18 protein-coding genes are annotated in these 19688 nt (G+C 56.8%); 5 read left to right on the top strand and 13 right to left on the bottom strand.

What is annotated here, in order from left to right:
• Positions 1–107 precede the first annotated feature (107 nt).
• From NIM72_RS09570 to NIM72_RS09535, 8 genes are all read right to left on the bottom strand, one after another.
• Positions 108–392: a YqjK-like family protein gene (locus tag NIM72_RS09570; RefSeq protein WP_033733988.1), complete on the bottom strand. Its 285-nt coding sequence runs from the start codon at positions 390–392 to the stop codon at positions 108–110.
• Complete coding sequence (locus tag NIM72_RS09565) at positions 392–787, bottom strand: phage holin family protein (protein WP_161735364.1); 396 nt, start codon at positions 785–787, stop codon at positions 392–394. Before NIM72_RS09565 ends, NIM72_RS09570 begins: the two co-directional genes overlap by 1 nt.
• Before the next feature lie 2 nt (positions 788–789).
• Positions 790–1095, bottom strand: a complete 306-nt coding sequence (locus tag NIM72_RS09560) for a YqjD family protein (RefSeq protein ID WP_089414886.1) — start codon at positions 1093–1095, stop codon at positions 790–792.
• Between the two features lie 35 nt (positions 1096–1130).
• Positions 1131–1505, bottom strand: a complete 375-nt coding sequence (locus NIM72_RS09555) for a DUF1090 domain-containing protein (protein ID WP_161735362.1) — start codon at positions 1503–1505, stop codon at positions 1131–1133.
• Between the two features lie 190 nt (positions 1506–1695).
• Complete coding sequence (gene mzrA / locus NIM72_RS09550) at positions 1696–2043, bottom strand: EnvZ/OmpR regulon moderator MzrA (RefSeq protein ID WP_161735360.1); 348 nt, start codon at positions 2041–2043, stop codon at positions 1696–1698.
• Entirely contained in the window at positions 2043–2717 is a 675-nt protein-coding gene (locus tag NIM72_RS09545; protein ID WP_253420119.1) for a DedA family protein, read from the bottom strand. The genes mzrA and NIM72_RS09545 overlap by 1 nt, the downstream gene beginning before the upstream one ends.
• A gap of 323 nt (positions 2718–3040) precedes the next feature.
• Positions 3041–3817: a transcriptional regulator ExuR gene (gene exuR, locus NIM72_RS09540; protein WP_150013533.1), complete on the bottom strand. Its 777-nt coding sequence runs from the start codon at positions 3815–3817 to the stop codon at positions 3041–3043.
• Positions 3818–3903: 86 nt separating this feature from the next.
• A complete protein-coding gene (locus tag NIM72_RS09535) occupies positions 3904–5208 on the bottom strand; it encodes an MFS transporter (protein WP_253420116.1) in 1305 nt (434 codons plus the stop codon).
• Positions 5209–5607: 399 nt separating this feature from the next.
• Here NIM72_RS09535 and uxaC point away from each other — a divergent pair, with 399 nt between their 5' ends.
• From uxaC to NIM72_RS09520, 3 genes are read left to right on the top strand one after another with little or no spacing between them, the layout of a single operon-like run.
• Entirely contained in the window at positions 5608–7023 is a 1416-nt protein-coding gene (gene uxaC / locus NIM72_RS09530; protein ID WP_161735354.1) for a glucuronate isomerase, read from the top strand.
• A 2-nt stretch (positions 7024–7025) separates the two neighbouring features.
• Positions 7026–8474 carry a tagaturonate reductase gene (locus NIM72_RS09525; protein WP_253420113.1) on the top strand — a complete coding sequence of 483 codons (1449 nt, stop codon included), beginning with the start codon at positions 7026–7028 and terminating at the stop codon, positions 8472–8474.
• 4 nt (positions 8475–8478) lie between these two features.
• Positions 8479–9969 carry a UxaA family hydrolase gene (locus NIM72_RS09520; protein WP_253420110.1) on the top strand — a complete coding sequence of 497 codons (1491 nt, stop codon included), beginning with the start codon at positions 8479–8481 and terminating at the stop codon, positions 9967–9969.
• Between the two features lie 294 nt (positions 9970–10263).
• Here NIM72_RS09520 and sstT read toward each other — a convergent pair whose 3' ends face one another.
• From sstT to NIM72_RS09505, 3 genes are all read right to left on the bottom strand, one after another.
• The gene (sstT, locus tag NIM72_RS09515; RefSeq protein WP_061063447.1) at positions 10264–11496 is read right to left on the bottom strand and encodes a serine/threonine transporter SstT; all 1233 of its coding nucleotides are present in this window, start codon (positions 11494–11496) and stop codon (positions 10264–10266) included.
• A gap of 235 nt (positions 11497–11731) precedes the next feature.
• Positions 11732–12700 (bottom strand): TerC family protein, encoded by a 969-nt coding sequence (locus NIM72_RS09510; protein ID WP_161735347.1) that lies wholly within the window; start codon positions 12698–12700, stop codon positions 11732–11734.
• Between the two features lie 255 nt (positions 12701–12955).
• Positions 12956–13942, bottom strand: coding sequence for a Gfo/Idh/MocA family protein (locus NIM72_RS09505; RefSeq protein ID WP_161735345.1), 987 nt, complete (start codon positions 13940–13942; stop codon positions 12956–12958).
• A gap of 146 nt (positions 13943–14088) precedes the next feature.
• Between NIM72_RS09505 and NIM72_RS09500 the strand changes: the two genes are divergently transcribed.
• Positions 14089–15777, top strand: coding sequence for a chloride channel protein (locus tag NIM72_RS09500; RefSeq protein WP_253420107.1), 1689 nt, complete (start codon positions 14089–14091; stop codon positions 15775–15777).
• Here the strand turns inward: NIM72_RS09500 and NIM72_RS09495 are convergent.
• Positions 15774–16277, bottom strand: coding sequence for a M48 family metallopeptidase (locus NIM72_RS09495; protein ID WP_161735341.1), 504 nt, complete (start codon positions 16275–16277; stop codon positions 15774–15776). The two genes, NIM72_RS09500 and NIM72_RS09495, sit on opposite strands and share 4 nt — an antisense overlap.
• Positions 16278–16360: 83 nt before the next feature.
• On the opposite strand from NIM72_RS09495, the gene rlmG reads away from it, so the two are divergent.
• On the top strand, positions 16361–17479 hold the full coding sequence (gene rlmG, locus NIM72_RS09490) for a 23S rRNA (guanine(1835)-N(2))-methyltransferase RlmG (RefSeq protein ID WP_222924957.1): 1119 nt from the start codon (positions 16361–16363) through the stop codon (positions 17477–17479).
• On the opposite strand, the gene NIM72_RS09485 is transcribed toward rlmG, so the two are convergent.
• Entirely contained in the window at positions 17480–19498 is a 2019-nt protein-coding gene (locus tag NIM72_RS09485; RefSeq protein ID WP_253420090.1) for an NADPH-dependent 2,4-dienoyl-CoA reductase, read from the bottom strand.
• Positions 19499–19688 lie beyond the last annotated feature (190 nt).

Here is a 19688-nt window from a genome sequence, read left to right as displayed (position 1 = left end):
AGATGATAATCGCGGCGTGGAAAGGTTGTAAGCGAGATATACTGTCAGTGTTCTTCAGAAATTCTGATGAAGAAAACCGGCCTTTTCAGGACCGGCTTTAAGCAGAATTAACGCGGGGGCAGAGCAGACTTGATCATGCGCCAGGTGCTCCATGCACCGAATCCCCGCTTTGCCCAGCGCAACAGCTTGCTGGGACTGCGAATGGAGTAAACGGCCAGCGCGCTGCTGCCAATGGCCAGATAGCGACGTAAGCTGAGGAAAGTAAACCAGCCGCGATCGTAGTGGGCGGTGCCTTCCAGCCAGTCACGCCGCGCAGCGCTTAAATCCAGCCGCTGCTGCTGCACATGCTTAAGCAGTTCATGGATGCGTTCTTCACGCTCGCGGCGACTCATCAGCGCTGGTCCTCAAGCAAATCACGATCTGTTTCCAGCTCTTTGCGCGTGTGGCGCAACAGCGTGGACTGACGTGATTTGTGAAGCGTCCAGAGTCCGAAAATAACCGCCAGCAAAAACAGCGTACCGGTCGTGATGCCAATCGCCATCAGACGATATTGTGCATCCACTGCCCAGATGATCAGGACCATCAGGCTCATCAGACCAAATGCAGTGAACAACATTGTCAGGCCAGTCATCAACAGCATCTGTATCAGATTCGCTTTCTCATGCTCAAGTTCCACCACTGCCAGACGAACGCGTGTCTCAACTATGCCAACCAGCGTGGTAACGATACGCTGGCCGATGTTAATGACCCCTTTAGCCGGGCCGTGGTTCTGCTGTGAGTCTGCCATGGTTAGCGACGCGAAATGAGCATGCCGAGTGCGACGCCAATCGCTGCACCGATACCCACACCATGCCATGGATTTTCACGCACGTAGCCTTCAGCTTTCTGCGCCGCTTCGCGCGTAGTCGCAGCGATGCGCTCGCCTGATTCGCCCAGCCGCTCACGAGAGCTATCCAGCGCCACACGCGCTTTATTGCGAAGTTTATCCAGCTCACCTTTGGATTTTTCGGTGCTGCTGCTCAGCACTTCTTCCAGCGTATCAGCAAGGTTTTTCAGTTCAGCACGTAAATGTTCCGATGATGTGTCTTTAGACATAAAATACTCCTTTAACATCAGTTGGTTAATTCCGATTAATAGGGCTCCGCCTGTAACTTTTTCAGCTCCCGGCGCGCTTCATCCAGTTTTTGTTGTCGCCTGGCAATCTTCTCCCTGTCATGGCCCTCTTCACGCTCTTCCCTGAGTGCGTGCTCACGCTCAGCCACTTTCTGCTTCTGAGCATTAATTCTTTCCAGATGGGCCGCTTCCAGCTTTTTATCACTGCAATCAGCCCGGACTTCGGTCAGCGCGCGCTCCAGGCCGTTAACCCGGCGCTGGTTGTTATGCTTCTGTGCCATCCCGATTTCACGCTGAATATCCTGTTCTTTCTGTTCACAAAGCGATTCTGCTGCCAGCAGCGAACCCGACAACGAAAGCAGCGCGACGCCCAGTAATACTTGATATTTCATCGGTCCTGAACCTTCCATTGCGATCTGATTCCTCATCACACGCGTAATGTTATGCCTGCGCGTGCTGAGAATCGACTCTCAGTTAAGCATAGACATCGATAGTAAAAAGTTCAAAGAAGACCGGGAGATAGGGCGCCTTTCAGACTGCCACACCCTGCCGCGGCGGCCTGAAAGCAAAGAGAGGAGCTTATTACGCCAGAGAGAGGTGCTGAGCGTGATCGTGCTGGGCCACGATAAAACCCTGTGGCAACAGTCGGCGCAATACCTTCTGTGCGGCCAGACTCTGCTCTTCGCTGTCAAAATGGATAATCAGTGCGTCACCCGCAGGCGTGATGCTTTTGATACGAATACCCTGCGCACTTAATTGCTGATAGAGATAAAAGCCATCAGGCAGCGTTGCACCAGCATGAGAAACCCGAATTTTCACTACCGTCTCGTGCTGCATCAGAGGAGGAACCACACAAAGCGCGGTCAGCGCAAGTGCGCCAGCGATCAACCACGGTATCCACCGTTTAGGAATAGCCTGCAGCAGTTTCATTACTCGGCTTTCCCGTTCTGATTCGCCTGACGCTTACGCCATAACACGACCAGCGATCCCACCAGGCCAAAGATCAGCAGCGCCAGTGGCAGCATCATCAGGAAGAACATCATCTCATCTTCATAACGACGGAAAATCGGGGTTTTACCCAGCGCAAAGCCGATAACGGTCAGAATGACTACCCAGAGGAAGGCGCTCACCCAGTTGAAGAACTGAAAGCGGGCATTACTGAGGCCTGACAATCCGGCGATGGTCGGCAGCAGCGTTCGCACAAATGCGATAAAGCGGCCAATCAACAGGGCAGACAGACCATGGCGATGGAACAGACTGTGCGCGCGTAGATGATACTGGGCGGGAAGGTGAGAGAGCCATTTCTGTACCGTAGGCGTATTGCCCAGCCAGCGGCCCTGAATGTAGCTCACCCAGCAGCCAAGGCTGGCCCCAGTAGTGAGAACCAGAATCGTTAACGGGAAACTCATGGTGCCTTTGGCAATCAGAACACCAACCAGAATCAGCAGACTGTCACCCGGCAGAAATGCGGCAGGAAGAAGACCATTTTCTAAAAACAAAATCATAAACAGCACGCCGTAAATGGCCCATACCAGCGTGGGGTCGGAGAGAGTTTCGTAGTCCTGTTGCCACAGGGCATGCAGCAACGCTTGCAAAATATCCATCAATCATTCCTGAACATCATTGTTAAACATGTCCCACAGGGACTTAAACGCAGACCGGCATTTCGTTATAAATTTTAGGAGCGCAGCCTGGGCGGGGTTTTCCGGATCCTTCCAGAATTGATTGTTAAATCAGCGACTTTATAAAACCCTGTCGCAAAGGGTAATAAAAGGGCGATAACTGTAACAAAAATCGCCTGTCTGAGACAGGAAAACTCTCTGGCAAACAGGAGTTTTACCTTGTGAAACGGCGTGTAAAAAGGAGCTTTACATGACCTGACACTATTGCAGATTAACTGACCATCTCAGGGTGTTTTCAGGCACTTTTAGCGGGCGTTGTTGGATCCATCAGGCAGGATGACCGGATTTTCACCAAACATGTAACGATCCACGTTAAATTCAAAATCATCCGCCGTCGCGTTGAACAGCATCTGTTTAGTATTTTCCAGATGTTGCCACATCGCCAGTTTGCTGGCGGCGGGATCTTTACGCATCAGGGCTTTGAGAATCTGATCGTGGTCGTCGCACCAGCTGAGAATGCTGCGCTGGTCGATATGTTCGTGAAGTTTAAGCCAGTAGGGATTGTGCAGACGATGCAGCCACATTTTTTCAACGATGGCGGCCAGGGCACTGTTTTGGGTGGATTGTGCAATTCGCACATGAAACTGCATGTCCCACTCGGAGTCACGGAAGTGATCCTCCTGGCGGGCTTTTTCCTGGATCGCCATCAGATCGATAATGTCCTGACGCGTTACCTGGGTGGCAGCGAATTCCGCCACGTTACTCTCAATCAGCTGGCGCGCCTGCAGTAATTCAAACGGACCAAAAGTGGCAAACTCAAGCTGGCTGCTGGTAGCGGCGATGCGGTTCTGCTGCTGGCTGGCGATAACATGAATACCCGATCCTTTGCGAACCTCAACATAGCCTTCAACTTCCAGCATGATGATCGCTTCGCGGACGACGGTGCGGCTCACTTCCATCTCTTCAGCAATCAGGCGCTCGGCAGGCAGTTTTTCACCCACCGGGTAGATCCCGGTTTCAATGCGGCTTTTCAGCTCGCTGGCCAGCTGTTGATAGAGTCGACGGGATTCAGTGATGTCCATTGCACAATCCTGGTAGCAGACAGATAAGTTGTTATACCACTTCAGGGCGTGCGAGGAAATGGGCTGGCGCAAGCCAGCCCGGCGGGTTAACTGCGAACGGCGCTGGCTGACGGAATAACCGCTTCAGTATTCAGCTCTGAAACAGGTTTATTTTTCAGGACCGTCCAGATAACGACAGCACCCAGCAGATCGAACACTGCCAGCGCGGCAAAGAGCGGGCTGAAGCCCAGCGTATCGGCCAGGGCGCCGACAACCAGCGCAAACATGGTACTGGCGGTCCAGGCGGCCATGCCGGTTAAGCCGTTCGCTGTCGCAACTTCGTTGCGGCCGAAAACGTCTGACGACAGGGTGATCAGTGCGCCAGAGAGGGCCTGATGCGCAAAGCCGCCGACGCACAGCAGGCCAATGGCGACGTAAGGGTTGGTAAATAGCCCGATGGTGCCTGGCGCAATCATTAATACCGCACCCATTGTCACCACCATCTTGCGGGAGACGATCAGGTTAACGCCAAACCAGCGCTGAAACAGCGGCGGCAGATAGCCACCCAGGATGCAGCCAAAATCCGCAAACAGCATCGGCATCCAGGCGAACATTGCAATCTCTTTCAGATTGAAGCCGTACACCTTGAACATAAACAGCGGTATCCAGGCGTTGAACGTTCCCCACGCCGGTTCTGCCAGAAAACGCGGCAGCGCGATGCCCCAGAACTGACGGTTACGGATAATCTGCAGGGCCGACATTTTGTGGGTGTTGTTGGTCTGATGCTGCGCTTCCTGACCAGAGATAATATAGTCACGCTCTTCATCGCTCAGCTTCTTTTGCTGTTTGGGGTGCTTATAGAACACCAGCCAGCAGAGTGCCCACGCCATGCTCAGCACACCGGTCATGACAAAGGCCATCTGCCAGCTATGCGCCACGATTGCCCAGACGACCAGTGGCGGAGCCAGCATCGCACCGATAGACGAACCGACGTTAAAGTAGCCTACCGCAACCGAACGCTCTTTGGCCGGAAACCACTCACTGCTCGCCTTCAGTCCGGCCGGGATCATCGCCGCTTCAGCCGCACCGACGGCACCACGCGCCAGAGCAAGGCCGCCCCAGCTGCCCGCCATCGCCGTAGCGGCACAGAAAATCGCCCACATAATAGCAAACACCGCGTAGCCAACTTTGGTGCCAAGCAGATCCAGTACATAACCTGCCACCGGTTGCATCAGCGTGTAGCAGGCTGAATAGGCCGCAATGATGTAGGAGTACTGCTGCGTGGTGATATGCAGCTCTGACATTAGTGTCGGGGCCGCCACGGCAATGGTGTTACGGGTCAGATACCCTAATACCGTACCGAGCGTTACCAGCCCAATCATGTACCAGCGTAACCCTTTGATCTTACGCATCCTCTACCTCTTCCAGTTCTGTATGCGGTCTTGCCGCTGTTGTTATCTGGAGCGGGACAGCACGTGATGCAGCTCTGCTCACGCCCGCAGGTTCTGTATGAGCAACCCTGTTATGACCTTGCCCTTTGTGAGTCGCTAACGACCTCACGATGGGGCCAGAGCCTAACTTGTTATACAACTTTAAAAGTTGAGAGCCATCACAAAAACCCTTTCTGCACTGTGGGATACTGGAAACCTGCGAAATGACAGCCATTTAGCGCGCTGCGGACGACAGAAACGTCCATAACGGCAGTCAGTCACCGTCGTTTATGTGAGCAGGATCTCAAATAAATCCGTAACGAACTAAAATTGGTATGATAACTTTGGGCCATCAGTGGTTCAGTCGATGAGGAAGCATGTATGTCACGTTTCATGACCGAAGATTTTTTGCTGGATACCGAATTCGCCCGTCGTCTCTATCACGACTATGCAAAGGATCAGCCGATTTTCGACTATCACTGCCACTTGCCGCCGCAGCAGATTGCCGAAAATTATCGCTTCGCCAACCTTTATGACATCTGGCTGAAGGGCGATCACTACAAATGGCGGGCAATGCGCGCTAACGGTGTGGCTGAGGCGTTCTGTACCGGCAACGCCAGCGATCGTGAAAAATTTGACGCCTGGGCGCGCACCGTGCCTCACACCATCGGCAACCCGCTCTATCACTGGACCCACCTGGAGTTACGCCGGCCTTTCGGCATCACCGATACGCTGCTTTCTGAGAAAACCGCCGACACCATCTGGCATCGCTGCAATGAACTGCTGGCGCAGGATAGCTTTACCACGCGCGGCATCATGCAGCAGATGAAGGTGAAGATGGTCGGCACCACCGACGATCCGCTGGATGATCTGCGCCATCACCGCGCGCTGGCAGACGATGCCAGCTTCAGCGTCAAAGTGCTGCCGAGCTGGCGTCCGGATAAAGCCTTTAATATCGAAGCCGAAACCTTTCTGCCGTGGATCGCGACGCTGGAGCAGCTGACTGATATCAGCGTGCAGCGTTTTGACGATCTGCGCCGCGCACTGCATCAGCGGCTGGATCACTTTGCGGCTCACGGCTGTAAAGTCTCCGATCACGCGCTGGATGTCGTCTGTTATGCCGAGGCGGATGACGCCACGCTGGATGCAATCCTGGCGCGTCGTCGCAGCGGTGCCGCGCCCAACCCGCAGGAAACGGCCCAGTTTAAAACGGCGGTACTGGTCTGGCTGGGCAGCGAATATGCCCGCCGTGGCTGGGTGCAGCAGTATCATATTGGCGCACTGCGCAACACCAATCCGCGCCAGTATCAGCTGCTGGGGCCGGATGTGGGCTTTGATTCCATCAACGATCAGCCGCTGGCGGAACCGCTGGCGCGACTGCTGGGCGCACAGAATCTCAATAACGCGTTGCCAAAAACCATTCTTTACTGCCTGAACCCGCGCGACAACGAAGTACTGGCGACGATGGCGGGTAACTTCCAGGGCGAAGGCCAGGCGGGCAAGATGCAGTTTGGTTCAGCCTGGTGGTTCAACGATCAGCTGGATGGCATGCAGCGTCAGATGACGCAGCTGGCGCAGATTGGCCTGCTGAGCCGCTTCGTCGGGATGCTGACCGACAGCCGCAGCTTCCTCTCCTACACCCGCCACGAATATTTCCGCCGTCTGCTGTGCCAGATGATTGGCCGCTGGGTAGAGCAGGGTGAAGCGCCAGCCGATGAAGCACTGTTAGGTCAGATGGTACAGAACATCTGCTTCAACAATGCCCGCGACTACTTTGGCATCGAGCTGGGAGCCTGATAATGAAAAGGCTAAACCGCCACGACTTTCCGGGCGCGGTCTATCGCGAACGGGTGATCCAGTTTGGCGAAGGCAACTTCCTGCGCGCCTTTATTGACTGGCAGATTGACTGGCTGAACGAACATCAGGGCACCGATGCGGGGGTTGTGGTGGTGCGGCCGCGCAACCGTGAAGTCAGCGACAGCCTGAATCAGCAGGATGGCCTCTACACCACGCTGATCCGCGGGTTAAACGATCAGGGCGAACAGGTCAGCGAAACCCGGCTGATCCGCAGCCTGAATCGTGAAATTCAGCCTTATCAGCAGATTGGCGAGTTTATGGCGCTGGCCCGTAATCCCGATCTGCGTATGGTCTTTTCCAACACCACTGAAGCGGGCATCGCCTTTGTCGGCACGGACCAGCTCACCGATCAGCCCGCCAGCAGTTTCCCTGGCAAACTGACGCAGCTGCTGTGGGCGCGCTATTCGCACTTCAGTGGTGCCAGCGATCGGGGCTGGCTGGTGGTGCCGTGCGAGCTGATTGACCATAACGGCGACACGCTGCGCGAGCTGGTGCTGCGCTATGCCGACCACTGGCATCTGCCATCCGAATTTAAAACCTGGATTCATCAGCACTGTGCATTTTACAACACGTTAGTGGACCGCATCGTCACTGGCTTCCCGGCGGAAAGCGAGCAGCTGCAACGTGAGCTGGGTTATGAAGATCGCTATCTGGTGGCGGGCGAAGTCTACTACCAGTTTGTGATTCAGGGGCCGTCGGCGCTGTTCAGTGAGCTGAAGCTGGCGACGCTGTCGCCGCAGGTCCGGCATGTGGATGATATTGCGCCCTATAAAGCGCAAAAAGTGGCGATCCTCAATGGTGCGCATACCGCGATGGTACCGGTGGCGTATCTTGCCGGGATTGAAAGCGTCGGCGAGGCATTGGCCGATCCGGCCATTGCCGGATTTGTCGATAACCTGCTGCGTCACGAAGTGATCCCGACGCTCGATCTGCCCGCCGATGAACTTCACGCCTTTGCCGATGCGGTTCAGCGCCGTTTCCGCAATCCGTTCATTCGCCACGCGCTGCTGTCGATTGCTCTCAACGGCATGACCAAGTTCCGTACCCGTCTGCTGACGCCACTGCTTGCCGCGCATCAGCAAACTGGCGAATGGCCGACACACATCACCTTTGCGCTGGCGGCGCTGATCGCCTTTTATCGCGGTGAGTCAGCCGGCAAAAGCTGGCCGTTACAGGATGAGCCGCAGTGGTTACAGCGCTACGCCGATGCCTGGAAAGCGGTTAATGCGGACCAGATGTTGCCACAACAGCTGGTGCATGCTGTGCTCAGCGACGCGCAACACTGGGGCAAAGATTTAACCCGTCAGCCCGGACTGGCTGCGGTGGTCACCCAACACCTGCAAAATATCATCGCCCACGGAATGCGTGAGGCGCTGAGCCAACTGAGATAACGCTATGCAAGACGCAATTAAAATTGATCCCCGCGACAACGTCGCCGTGGCGTTACGTGACTTAGAGGCGGGCGCCACGATTGAACTGCCGCCACTGAGCGTGGCGCTGCAACAGGCCGTGGGACGCGGGCATAAATTCGCCCTGCAGCCCATCGCGCAGGATGAGCTGGTGATCAAATATGGGCTGCCGATTGCCCATGCCACACAGCCTGTGGCCGCCGGTGAGGTCATCCATTCGCAGAATGCCCGCACCAATCTCAGCGATCTGGATGAGTATGCGTATCAGCCCGAGTTTGTAACGCTTTCACCGCAGCCGGGTGACCGGGAGGTACAGATCTACCGTCGTGCCGGTGGCGAAGTCGGCATCCGCAATGAGCTGTGGATCCTGCCGACCGTTGGCTGCGTCAACGGGATTGCACGTCAGATCCTGCAGCGTTTCCTGAAAGAGACCCGGGACGCAGAAGGCATTGACGGCGCATTCCTGTTCAGCCACACCTTCGGCTGCTCGCAGCTGGGGCAGGACCATGAAAACACCCGCACCATGCTGCAGAATATGGTGCGCCATCCCAACGCGGGCGCGGTGCTGGTGATTGGTCTTGGCTGTGAAAACAATCAGGTCGATGCCTTCAGAGACACCCTCGGCGCGTTTGAAAGCGACCGGGTCGAATTTATGGTCTGCCAGCAGCATGACGACGAAGTGGAAGCCGGGCTGGAGCGTCTTCATGCGTTGTATGAAAAAATGCGCCATGACCGGCGTGAACCGGGCAAGCTTAGCGAGCTGAAGTTTGGTCTGGAGTGCGGCGGTTCGGATGGTTTGTCTGGTATCACCGCCAACCCGTTGCTGGGGCGTTTCTCAGACCAGATGATCGCCAATGGCGGCACCACCGTACTGACCGAAGTGCCGGAAATGTTTGGCGCAGAACGCATCCTGATGAGCCGCTGTCGCGACGAAGAGACCTTCGGCAAAACGGTGGCGATGATCAACGACTTTAAACAGTACTTTATCGATCACCAACAGCCGATCTATGAGAACCCGTCACCGGGCAACAAAGCGGGCGGTATCACCACGCTGGAGGAGAAGTCGCTGGGCTGTACGCAGAAAGCGGGGCAGAGTCAGGTGGTCGATGTGCTGAAGTATGGCGAGCGGTTAAAAACGCCGGGGCTGAATCTGCTGAGTGCGCCGGGCAATGATGCGGTCGCTACCAGTGCGCTGGCCGGCGCCGGTTGCCACATGGTGCTGTTCAGTACCGGACGCGGCACACCTTATGGCGGTTTTGTGCCGACGGTGAAGCTGGCGACCAACACGCCGCTGGCGGAGAAAAAACCGCACTGGATCGACTTTAATGCCGGACGGTTGATCGAAGGGATGAGCATGGATGCGATGCTGGAAGATTTTGTCGACAGCATTGTGGCGATTGCCAGTGGTCAGCAGACCAACAATGAGAAAAACGATTTCCGCGAGCTGGCGATTTTTAAAAGCGGTGTGACGCTTTAAACAAAACGACCCGCTAAAGTGCGGGTCGCTTGAGATCGTTGATAAAGTCCGGCTCTGTGGCGGTGAGACCGAGCCTGCGAAGGGAACACAGTCAGATCGGAAAGTCGCAAAGGCCGTCATCCATGACACGCTCGGCCCGCGCCATCCTTGGCGCGGGACGCTTTCCTCTTCTGCCCGTGTTCCCTGCGCGTTGAGTTTATCCGTTGCGGCTGGATTAACCCTGATGTGGGCATGGCAGCAGCCTTAAGCGATCCGTAATTATTCATACGGGTCGCCTTTTTTATGTTAACTGAATCAGGCCCGGCTTGTTTCGCGCTCCGCTTCTGCCTGACAGACAGCGGCAGTAAACAGAATATCGGTTGAGGAGTTCAGTGCGGTTTCCGCCGAATCCTGCAGGACGCCGATAATAAAGCCGACCGCCACCACCTGCATTGCCAGATCATTCGGAATGCCGAACATATTGCAGGCCACCGGGATCAGCAGCAGCGAACCGCCCGCCACGCCCGATGCACCACAGGCACAGAGTGACGCCACCAGACTCAGCAGAATCGCGGTCGGCACATCAATGCTGATCCCCAGCGTATGCACCGCCGCCAGCGTCAGCACGGTAATGGTGATCGACGCACCCGCCATACTGATAGTCGCGCCCAGCGGAATCGACACCGAATAGGTATCCTCATCGAGATCCAGACGTTTCGCCAGTGCCATATTCACCGGAATATTGGCGGCAGAACTGCGGGTAAAGAAGGCGGTCACGCCGCTTTCACGCAGGCAGGTGAAGACCAGCGGATAAGGGTTGCGACGGATTTTCCAGAAGACCAGCAGCGGGTTCACCACCAGCGCCATCAGCACCATGCAGCCCAGCAGCAGCGCCAGCAGATGGGCATATTGCCACAGCGCGCCAAAGCCGGTTGAGGCCAGAATCGACGCCACCAGACCGAAAATACCGATCGGGGCGCAGCGGATGACGCAGCGCACCAGCCAGGTTACCGCCTCAGAGGCATCGTTGAGAAAGGCACGGGTGCTGTCACTGCTGTGACGGAACGCCAGCCCCAGGCCAATGGCCCATACCAGAATGCCGATATAGTTAGCCTGCATCAATGCAGTGATCGGATTCGAAACCATGCTCATCAGCAGTCCACGTAACACTTCGGTGATGCCGGAAGGGGGAACGATTTCCGTGCTGCCCACCGCCAGCGTCAGCGTCTGCGGGATCAGATGGCTGAAGACCACCGCGACGACTGCCGCGAAGAAGGTGCTCAGCAGATAGAGCATAATAATTGGCCGGATATTGGTTTTCTGGCCTTGCTGGTGGTTGGCGATTGAGGCGATGACCAGCATCAGAACCAGCAAGGGCGCGACCGCTTTCAGCGCACTGACAAACAGTTCACCCAGCAGACCGACCGCCAGCGCGGCATCGTGTGAAATCCAGGCGAGCGCCACACCGGCGATCAGCCCAATCATGATTTGCTTCACCAGGCTTCCGGCGAGCAGCGTGCCCAGACGTGCGGAGAGAGTTTTCTGCATAATATTTTCTATATTTTGTCGCGGATGTAGTTTCAGACGCGATGTTTTGCATCGGCTAAAACGGTTTGCCCGGCGGAGTATAAGGAAAAGATCGGACGAGAAAAGAGAAAGTTCTGTTGCTGTGGGGTATGTCGGATTTTTATTATGCTGAATAGTGGAAGTGTGACAGAGAGATGAAATGGCGTGGCAGGCTGCCGCAAAATAAAACAGGGGCATCCGCTGCCCCTGCAGGTAATTATGGTGTGAGCTTTTTCTGGTCTCTTTTGCGGTTAACCCAGGCGTTAATCAGCAGGGTAGACGCCAGAATGGCACCGACTACGCCCAGTGAGATCCCGACCGGAATATGGTAGAGGTCGACAATCAGCATTTTGAAGCCGATGAACACCAGCACAATCGCCAGGCCATACTTCAGCATTGAGAAGCGCTCTGCCACGTTCGCCAGCAGGAAGTACATGGCACGTAATCCCAGAATCGCGAACAGGTTTGAGGTCAGCACGATAAACGGGTCGGTCGTGACGGCGAAGATCGCCGGGATACTGTCGACGGCAAAGATCACGTCGCTGAGCTCCACCATAATCAGCACCAGCAGCAGCGGCGTCGCAAACAGCACGCCGTTTTTGCGGGTGAAGAACTTCTCGCCGTCGAGATCATCGGTCATGCGTAAATGCTTACGCAGCCAGCGCACCACTGGCTTGTCGCCCACCGCACCGTCATCCTCTTTCGCCAGCGCCATTTTCACGCCGGTAAACAGCAGGAACGCACCAAACACATAGAGGATCCAGCTGAACTGCGTGACCAGCCAGCTACCTGCGAAGATCATGATGGTACGCAGCACGATAGCGCCTAATACGCCGTAGATCAGTACCCGTCGCTGCAGGTTGGCCGGAATAGAGAAGTAGCTGAACAGCATCAGCCAGACGAAGACGTTATCCACCGCCAGCGCTTTTTCCAGCACGTAACCGGTCAGGAAGGCGAGCGTCTGCGTATTAGCCACTTCACGTCCCGCGCTGCCCTCCAGATACCACCAGAAAGCGGCGCTGAACAGCAGTGAGACGGAAACCCAGATCAGCGACCAGACAGCCGCCTGTTTGAAAGACATGGTCTGCGCGCCGCGACGTCCCTGCAACAGCAGGTCGATAGCCAGCATGATCAGCACCACAACCGCAAAGCTGCCCCACAGTAAAGGCGTACCCACAGTTTGCATATTCGTATCCTGTCTTAAAAATAAAAAAACGGCTGAAGTCAGAAGACGTCAGCCGCTTATTTTTGTGTAAGCAAACCTCGCCTTCCGGCAAGGTCTCACTTACAACACAGAAATGGATTCCGGGTTGCCTGATGACCGGATGCCTGCGCATCGTAGTGACGATCAATCAGCTTACAAGTTACTCCCCTTTGCAGGAGGGTAAGTTACGGTTTAGCCGCACAGGAAGCAACTCCTCACAGACATATTTAGAAATATTTACACAGCAGCATGATCGGCAGGGAAGATCACGCCGGTCTGACGCCGGATTTCGGTCAGCAACGCGGCGGTAATGCGCGAAACCTCAAGCCCCGGATGGTCCACCTGGCGCTGCTCAACCAGCCGGGCAAAAACGGCCGCTTCGTACAGCATGGTGTTGATATGTTGCGGCTGGCTCAGCGCCTGCTTTTCCGCGCCCCGCGGCACAAAGGTCAGCTGCTGGCACTCCGATAGCTTTTCAATCACCAGCGCGCCCGCTTCACCCTGAATCTCGCTGGGCAGGCTGGAATCACTCACCTTCGAATGCAGAATCGTCACGTCGAAATCACCGTAGCTCAGCACCACCACGCCATGTGCATCCACGCCGCTCGTCAGCAATGTCGCAGTGGCCTGCACACTATCTGGCTCGCCCCACAGCGTCACCGCCGAGGCCAGACAGTAATACCCGATATCCATCACCGAGCCATTCGACCAGCGCGGATCAAAAGTATTGGGGTTCTCGCCGTTGAGATAGCGCGGGTAGCGTGAAGAGTACTGACAGTAATTCAGCAGCGCTTTTCGCAGTTTACCCACGTCAGGCAGCGCCTGCTGTAGACGCAGGAAATTCGGCAGGCTGGCGGTTTTAAATGCCTCAAACAGCACCACCTGATGCTCACGAGCGCAGGCGATCATCTTCTCTGCTTCGGCCAGATTTGAGGCCAGCGGTTTTTCGCAAATAACATGCTTGCCGTGCGACATAAACAGCAGCGCCTGCTGGCAGTGCAGGGCGTTGGGGCTGGCCAGATAGACCGCATCGATCGCCGGGCTGGCGGCCAGGGCGTCCAGTGAGGTAAAGGTCTGTTTGCAGGGATAATCGGCGATAAAGGCGTCGGCCTGCTGCTGACTGCGTGAATAGACCGCGCAGAGCTTCATCGCTCCGGTTTCATGAGCGGCATCAATAAACTGGCGTGTAATCCAGTTTGTTCCCACAATGGCAAAACGAATCACGTCATCTCTCCGGCAGCGGTAAAGCGGCAGAGTAACATCTCACCGACGCGGTGCAAGCGCGCCGGGCAGGCAGGGATTGATCCTGCGATCCGCATTCCAATACTATGCGGAAGCAATAATAAACAGGCATCAACCAGGGAGCACAGGTGAAAGCAAGTAAGCACGCATTAAACTGGACCACATTGCTGATTGCCATTCCGGTCGGGTGTGCGGCGTCGCTGGTGACGCTGGCTTTTCGCGGCGTCATTGAAATGATCAACCATCTGCTGTTTGCGCGCAGTGGCGACATTACCGAATCCCTGCATCTCTGGCCGTGGATCTTCTGGCCGCTGCTGGTGGGCGCGGGCGGCGTGCTGGCGGGCTTTTTCCTGCGTTATGCGGTTGCCATTGAGCAGCAGCAGACGGTGAAAACGGATTACCTTGAAGTGATCAACGCCCGGCTCGATGCGGTGCCGACCAAAACCTCGCTGTTCCGCGCCCTGTCGTCGATTGCCAGTATCGGCAGCGGCGCGTCGATCGGTAAAGAGGGGCCGATGGTGCAGCTCTCAGCACTGTGCGGCAGCGCGATTGGCCGCCTGTTACCGTCCTCGCTTAACCTGAAAAACAGTGACGTCGTGGCGATGGCGGCCGCGGCGGGCCTCTCGTCGGTCTACCATGCGCCGCTGGCGTCGGCGATTTTCGTCGCGGAGATTGCCTTCGGTATTTCCGCGTTGCAGCGGCTGATCCCGCTTATTATCGCCTCGGCGACGGCGGTGATGACTATGTGGACGCTGGGCTTCCGCAGCGCGCTCTATCCGCTGGCGGACGCGAATTTCGCTATGGATCTGAGCAGCCTGCTGATGACGGTGGTGATCGGTCTGAGCGCCGGTCTGGCGGGCTGGATGCTGATTAAGTGTATCGCTCGCAGCAAAATGCTGTTCAGCCGGGTCGCCTCGCTGCCCGTGCGTCTGGGCGCGGGCGGATTCGCCGTAGGCTTACTGGCGCTGATCTCCACCGATATCCTCGGCAACGGCTACGAGGTCATCGTCAAAGTGATGGCGGGCGACTATCTGCTGCCGGGCCTGTTGCTGCTACTGGTGCTGAAAACCCTCGCCACCAGCCTGTCGGTAGGATCGAACGCGGTCGGCGGACTCTTCACGCCTTCGCTGCTGATTGGCGCACTGCTTGGCGTCATCATCGCGACGGTGGGTGCGGCGCTGCATCTGCCGCTCGGCAATGTGCTGCTCTATGCCGCCATTGGCATGGCGGCAGTGCTGGCGGCGGTCAGTCAGGCGCCGTTGATGGCGATGCTGATGGTGCTGGAGATGACGCTCAACAGCAGCCTGTTGTTCCCGCTGATGATCGCTACCGTGCTGGCGTCGATGGTGGTTTATCGCCTGCAATCAGTCAGTACCTATCCGGTGGTGAGTCATCACTTCAGCCGTTCAGAGGCGAAATATGATTTCGATAATATGCGCATTGCCGAGTTGATTATTCCCGGCGCGGCGCTGCAGCCGGAAGAGTCGGTAGGGCAGGCGCTGGCGGTCAGCTCGCTTAAGCGTGAACGCTACGTCTATGTCATTAATGCCGCAGGCGCTTTCCTCGGCGTGGTCTCAATTCATGAGATTTCGCGCCGGGTGCTGGCGCAGGAGATCACCCTTGATTCACCGGTGCAGTGCGTGATGGATCAGGATTTTCCGGTGGTGTTTGAGAATCAGAGTATGCGTGAAGGGTGGGAGGCGTTTGCGGCGGTCACGCTGGAGCGACTGCCGGTGCTTAACAATCCCCAGGAACGACGCTTTCTGGGCGCGCTGACCAAAACCAGCCTGATTCAGAAAGCACAGGAGTTTCTTTAAGCCGCGTTACCGCGCATCGCCTGATCAGTCATCCAGAGCCGCGCATCAAATTCGAGCTGGTGGTAATCCGGCTCCATATGGCAGCAGAGCTGGTAGAACGCCTTATCGTGGTCTTTCTCTTTCAGGTGTGCCAGTTCATGCACCACGATCATTCGCAGAAACGGCTCTGGCGCAAGGCGGAAAAAGGTCGAGATGCGGATCTCCGCTTTCGCCTTGAGTTTGCCGCCCTGAATCCGTGAGATGGCCGTATGCAGGCCAAGTGCGTGCTTCATCACCTTAATCCTGTTATCCCACATCACTTTGCTGATGGGTGGCGCGTTGCGCATATAGCGATTTTTCAGCGCCTGGGTGTAGTCATATAGCGCTTTATCACTCATCACGTCGTGAGTGTCCGGATAACGTTCCTGCAGAAACGCACCTAAGCGCTGGTGGGTAATCAGCGTCTGAACCTGCTCAAGAAGGGGGGCAGGATAACCCTGAAGGTAGATCAGTGAGGACATTAGGGATTCCAGGCGAAAGACAGTATACTGCGCCCCCGTTTTTGGGGCGAAAATCAACCAAAGTGTACCACGCCGGAGAATTCATGAGCCAACTTGAACTGAACGATCGCACACTGATCCTGCATCGCTTCCCGCAGATGCGTGACGAAAGTCCATTACAAGCCTGGGATGCGGCTGATGAATATCTCTTACAGCAGGCGCTGCCGGCAGGACCGGTGCTGGTCTTCAACGACAGTTTCGGGGCATTAACCTGCGCCCTGAATCCACGCACCGTCTGGCATGTCAGCGACTCCTGGCTCAGCCAGCAGGCCGCCCGTCAGAACCTTTCCTTTAATGGGCTGGATGACAGCGACGTACACTTTGTTGATAGCCTCGCGGAATTGCCGGCGGCTCCGGCGGCAGTGCTGATTAAGGTGCCGAAAACGCTGGCGCTGCTGGAGCATCAGCTGCGTGCCATTCGCGAAGTGGTCACACCCGATACGGTGATTCTGGCGGCGGCGCGCGCCAAAGAGATCCATAACTCTACCCTTCAGCTGTTCGAACAGATCATCGGTGAAACCAAAACCTCACTGGCGTGGAAAAAAGCGCGTCTGATTTTCAGCCAGTTCAGCAAGCCTGCACTGCGTGAGGCGACGCCGACGCTGGTCTGGCCGCTGGATGGCACCTCTTATCAGATCCACAACTATGCCAACGTTTTCTCGCGCTCGTCGCTGGATATCGGCGCACGGCTGTTCGTGCAGCATCTGCCGGAAAACATTGAAGGTGAGATTGTCGATCTGGGCTGTGGCAACGGCGTGGTAGGGCTGGTGGCGCTGGAGCAGAATCCGCAGGCCGAAGTGCATTTCCTTGATGAGTCTTATATGGCGGTCGCCTCCAGCCAGCTTAATGTGGAAGTGAACCGTCCTGACGATCTGTCGCGCTGTCAGTTCCTGGTGAACAACGTGCTGAGCGGCTATCCGTCAGATCGGCTGCACGCGGTGTTGTGCAACCCGCCGTTCCATCAGCAGCACGCTGTCACCGATCATCTGGCGTGGCAGATGTTCCGCGATGCGAAACGCTGCCTTCAGTATGGCGGTGAGTTGCGTATTGTCGGCAACCGCCACCTTGATTATCACCACAAACTGAAGAAGCTGTTCGGCAACTGCACGCTGATCGCCTCTAACCAGAAGTTTGTGGTGCTGCGCGCGGTGAAAATGCGCTAGTCAGACCGTTAAAGCCAGCTGCGTTGCCTGCGCAATCGCGCGGCGCGCATCCAGCTCCTGCGCTACGTCTGCACCGCCTATTACCGTCACTACCTGTCCTTTTGCACGCAGCGCGGCTTCCAGTTCGCGTTGTGGCTCCTGTCCGGCACAGATAATCACGTTATCGATCGCCAGCAGCAGCGTTTCGCCGTTACGCCGCAAGTGCAGGCCGCTATCATCAATCGCCAGATACTCCGCGCCGCCCCACATGTCCACGCCGCGCGCCTGCAGGCTGGCGCGATGGATCCAGCCGGTGGTTTTTGCCAGCCCGGCGCCGGGTTTCCCTGTCCGGCGCTGCAGCAGCCAGATTTGCCGTAACGCGGCAGGCGGCTCAGGTTTCACGATGCCGCCGCGCTGCGTCAGGCTGTGGTCGATGCCCCATTCGGCGTAAAACGCCGCCCGATCCTCATCATGTGAAGGCTGTGACAGATACTCCGCCACATCAAAGCCAATCCCGCCCGCGCCGATAATCGCCACCCGTTTACCCACCGGGCGCTTATCACGCAGCACCTCAAGGTAGCTCAGCACGCTGGGGTGATCGATGCCTGGAATATCAGGCGTACGGGGCTGAATGCCGGTCGCCAGCACCACTTCATCGGCGTCACTCAGCTGATCCGCCGTGACCCGATAGCCGGTTTTGACCATCACGCCCGCTGCCGCCAGCTGATTGCGGAAATAGCGCAGCGTTTCGCTGAACTCCGATTTGCCGGGGATCAGCCGGGCAATATTGAACTGGCCGCCTATCTCCGGCGCGGCCTCATAGAGTGTCACCTGATGGCCGCGCTGTGCCGCCTGCAGCGCAAACGCCATCCCGGCGGGACCGGCACCCACTACTGCCAGCCTGCGCGGTGCGGTGCTGACGATAACCGGCATCAGCGACTCATGGCAGGCGCGCGGATTGACCAGACAGGAGGTGATCTTCCCGGCAAACACCTGGTCGAGACAGGCCTGGTTACAGGCAATGCAGGTGTTGATGCTGTCCGGTTCGCCGCGCTGCGCTTTGCTGACAAAGGCGGGGTCGGCGAGGAAAGGGCGCGCCATCGAGACCATATCGGCGCAGCCCGACTGCAACAGCTCTTCGGCAACGGCGGGGTGGTTGATGCGATTGGTGGCGATCACCGGCACTGACACATGGGCGCGCAGGCGCTGCGTCACCCAGGCAAAGGCCGCGCGCGGCACGCAGGTGGCGATGGTCGGGATGCGCGCTTCGTGCCAGCCAATGCCGGTATTGAACAGCGTGACGCCGCACTGCTCCAGCTCGCCCGCCAGCAGCAGCGTCTCCTCCAGCGTGCTGCCTTCTTCGATCAGGTCGAGCATCGACAGCCGGAAGATGATGATAAAGGCATCGCCGGTTGCGGCGCGAACCGCGCGGGTAATCGCCAGCGCGAACTGCATCCGCTGGCGGAAGTCGCCGCCCCAGCGGTCGGTTCGCTGATTGGTGTGCTTCACCAGAAACTGATTAATCAGGTAGCCTTCGGAACCCATGATCTCCACGCCATCGTAGCCCGCCCGCTGCGCCAGACGGGCGCAGCGGGCAAAGTCATCAATGGTCTGTTCAATCGCCGCCTCGCTCATCGCCTGTGGCGTGAACGGGTTAATCGGGGCCTGACGTGCCGAAGGCGCAACCAGATCGGGCTGATAGCTGTAACGGCCAGTATGCAGGATCTGCAGGGCGATTTTGCCCTGATGCTGATGTACCGCCTCCGTGATCTGCCGATGCCAGCTGCACTGCGCTTCGTCGATAAGCATCGCGCCATGCGCGGTGGTGACACCCTGAGCATTAGGCGCAATGCCGCCGGTGACAATCAGTGCAACGCCTTCACGCGCCCGCTCGCCGTAGAACGCCGCCAGCCGCGCTGCGCCATCCGGATGCTCCTCCAGACCGGTGTGCATTGACCCCATCAGAAAGCGGTTTTTCAATTGGGTAAAGCCAAGATTCAGCGGCGTAAACAGCGCAGGATAATCAGGATTGACGGGCATGATAGTCACTCACAGTTAAGTGGTCGGATGAGTTAACTCTAGCCACTTCTGCGTTAAAAAAAAGTGAAATAATGTCAGGGTGTGAGTGAAATCATAAACATCGGTGGGGAAGTGCTGATGAGCGGGAGCAGGGAGGTTGTGCCTTACGCAGCACAACTATCCGTGGCCTTTAATGTTTCTGACTCTGAAA

It is taken from the genome of Pantoea sp. B550, from assembly GCF_024158165.1.
GTDB lineage: Bacteria > Pseudomonadota > Gammaproteobacteria > Enterobacterales > Enterobacteriaceae > Pantoea > Pantoea alfalfae.
Note: the sequence above shows the minus strand (reverse complement) of the source record. Positions and strands in the feature narration are given on the sequence as shown.

Excerpts from the sequence above, each read along its gene's own strand:
- sstT (WP_061063447.1), bottom strand. The coding sequence starts at position 11,496 with ATGCAGAAAACTCTCTCCGCACGTCTGGGCACGCTGCTCGCCGGAAGC.
- exuR (WP_150013533.1), bottom strand. The coding sequence starts at position 3,817 with ATGGACATCACTGAATCCCGTCGACTCTATCAACAGCTGGCCAGCGAG.
- NIM72_RS09510 (WP_161735347.1), bottom strand. The coding sequence starts at position 12,700 with ATGCAAACTGTGGGTACGCCTTTACTGTGGGGCAGCTTTGCGGTTGTG.
- mzrA (WP_161735360.1), bottom strand. The coding sequence starts at position 2,043 with ATGAAACTGCTGCAGGCTATTCCTAAACGGTGGATACCGTGGTTGATC.
- uxaC (WP_161735354.1), top strand. The coding sequence starts at position 5,608 with ATGTCACGTTTCATGACCGAAGATTTTTTGCTGGATACCGAATTCGCC.
- NIM72_RS09560 (WP_089414886.1), bottom strand. The coding sequence starts at position 1,095 with ATGTCTAAAGACACATCATCGGAACATTTACGTGCTGAACTGAAAAAC.
- NIM72_RS09485 (WP_253420090.1), bottom strand. The coding sequence starts at position 19,498 with ATGCCCGTCAATCCTGATTATCCTGCGCTGTTTACGCCGCTGAATCTT.
- rlmG (WP_222924957.1), top strand. The coding sequence starts at position 16,361 with ATGAGCCAACTTGAACTGAACGATCGCACACTGATCCTGCATCGCTTC.
- NIM72_RS09520 (WP_253420110.1), top strand. The coding sequence starts at position 8,479 with ATGCAAGACGCAATTAAAATTGATCCCCGCGACAACGTCGCCGTGGCG.
- NIM72_RS09545 (WP_253420119.1), bottom strand. The coding sequence starts at position 2,717 with ATGGATATTTTGCAAGCGTTGCTGCATGCCCTGTGGCAACAGGACTAC.
- NIM72_RS09555 (WP_161735362.1), bottom strand. The coding sequence starts at position 1,505 with ATGAAATATCAAGTATTACTGGGCGTCGCGCTGCTTTCGTTGTCGGGT.
- NIM72_RS09565 (WP_161735364.1), bottom strand. The coding sequence starts at position 787 with ATGGCAGACTCACAGCAGAACCACGGCCCGGCTAAAGGGGTCATTAAC.
- NIM72_RS09535 (WP_253420116.1), bottom strand. The coding sequence starts at position 5,208 with ATGCGTAAGATCAAAGGGTTACGCTGGTACATGATTGGGCTGGTAACG.
- NIM72_RS09525 (WP_253420113.1), top strand. The coding sequence starts at position 7,026 with ATGAAAAGGCTAAACCGCCACGACTTTCCGGGCGCGGTCTATCGCGAA.
- NIM72_RS09570 (WP_033733988.1), bottom strand. The coding sequence starts at position 392 with ATGAGTCGCCGCGAGCGTGAAGAACGCATCCATGAACTGCTTAAGCAT.
- NIM72_RS09495 (WP_161735341.1), bottom strand. The coding sequence starts at position 16,277 with ATGTCCTCACTGATCTACCTTCAGGGTTATCCTGCCCCCCTTCTTGAG.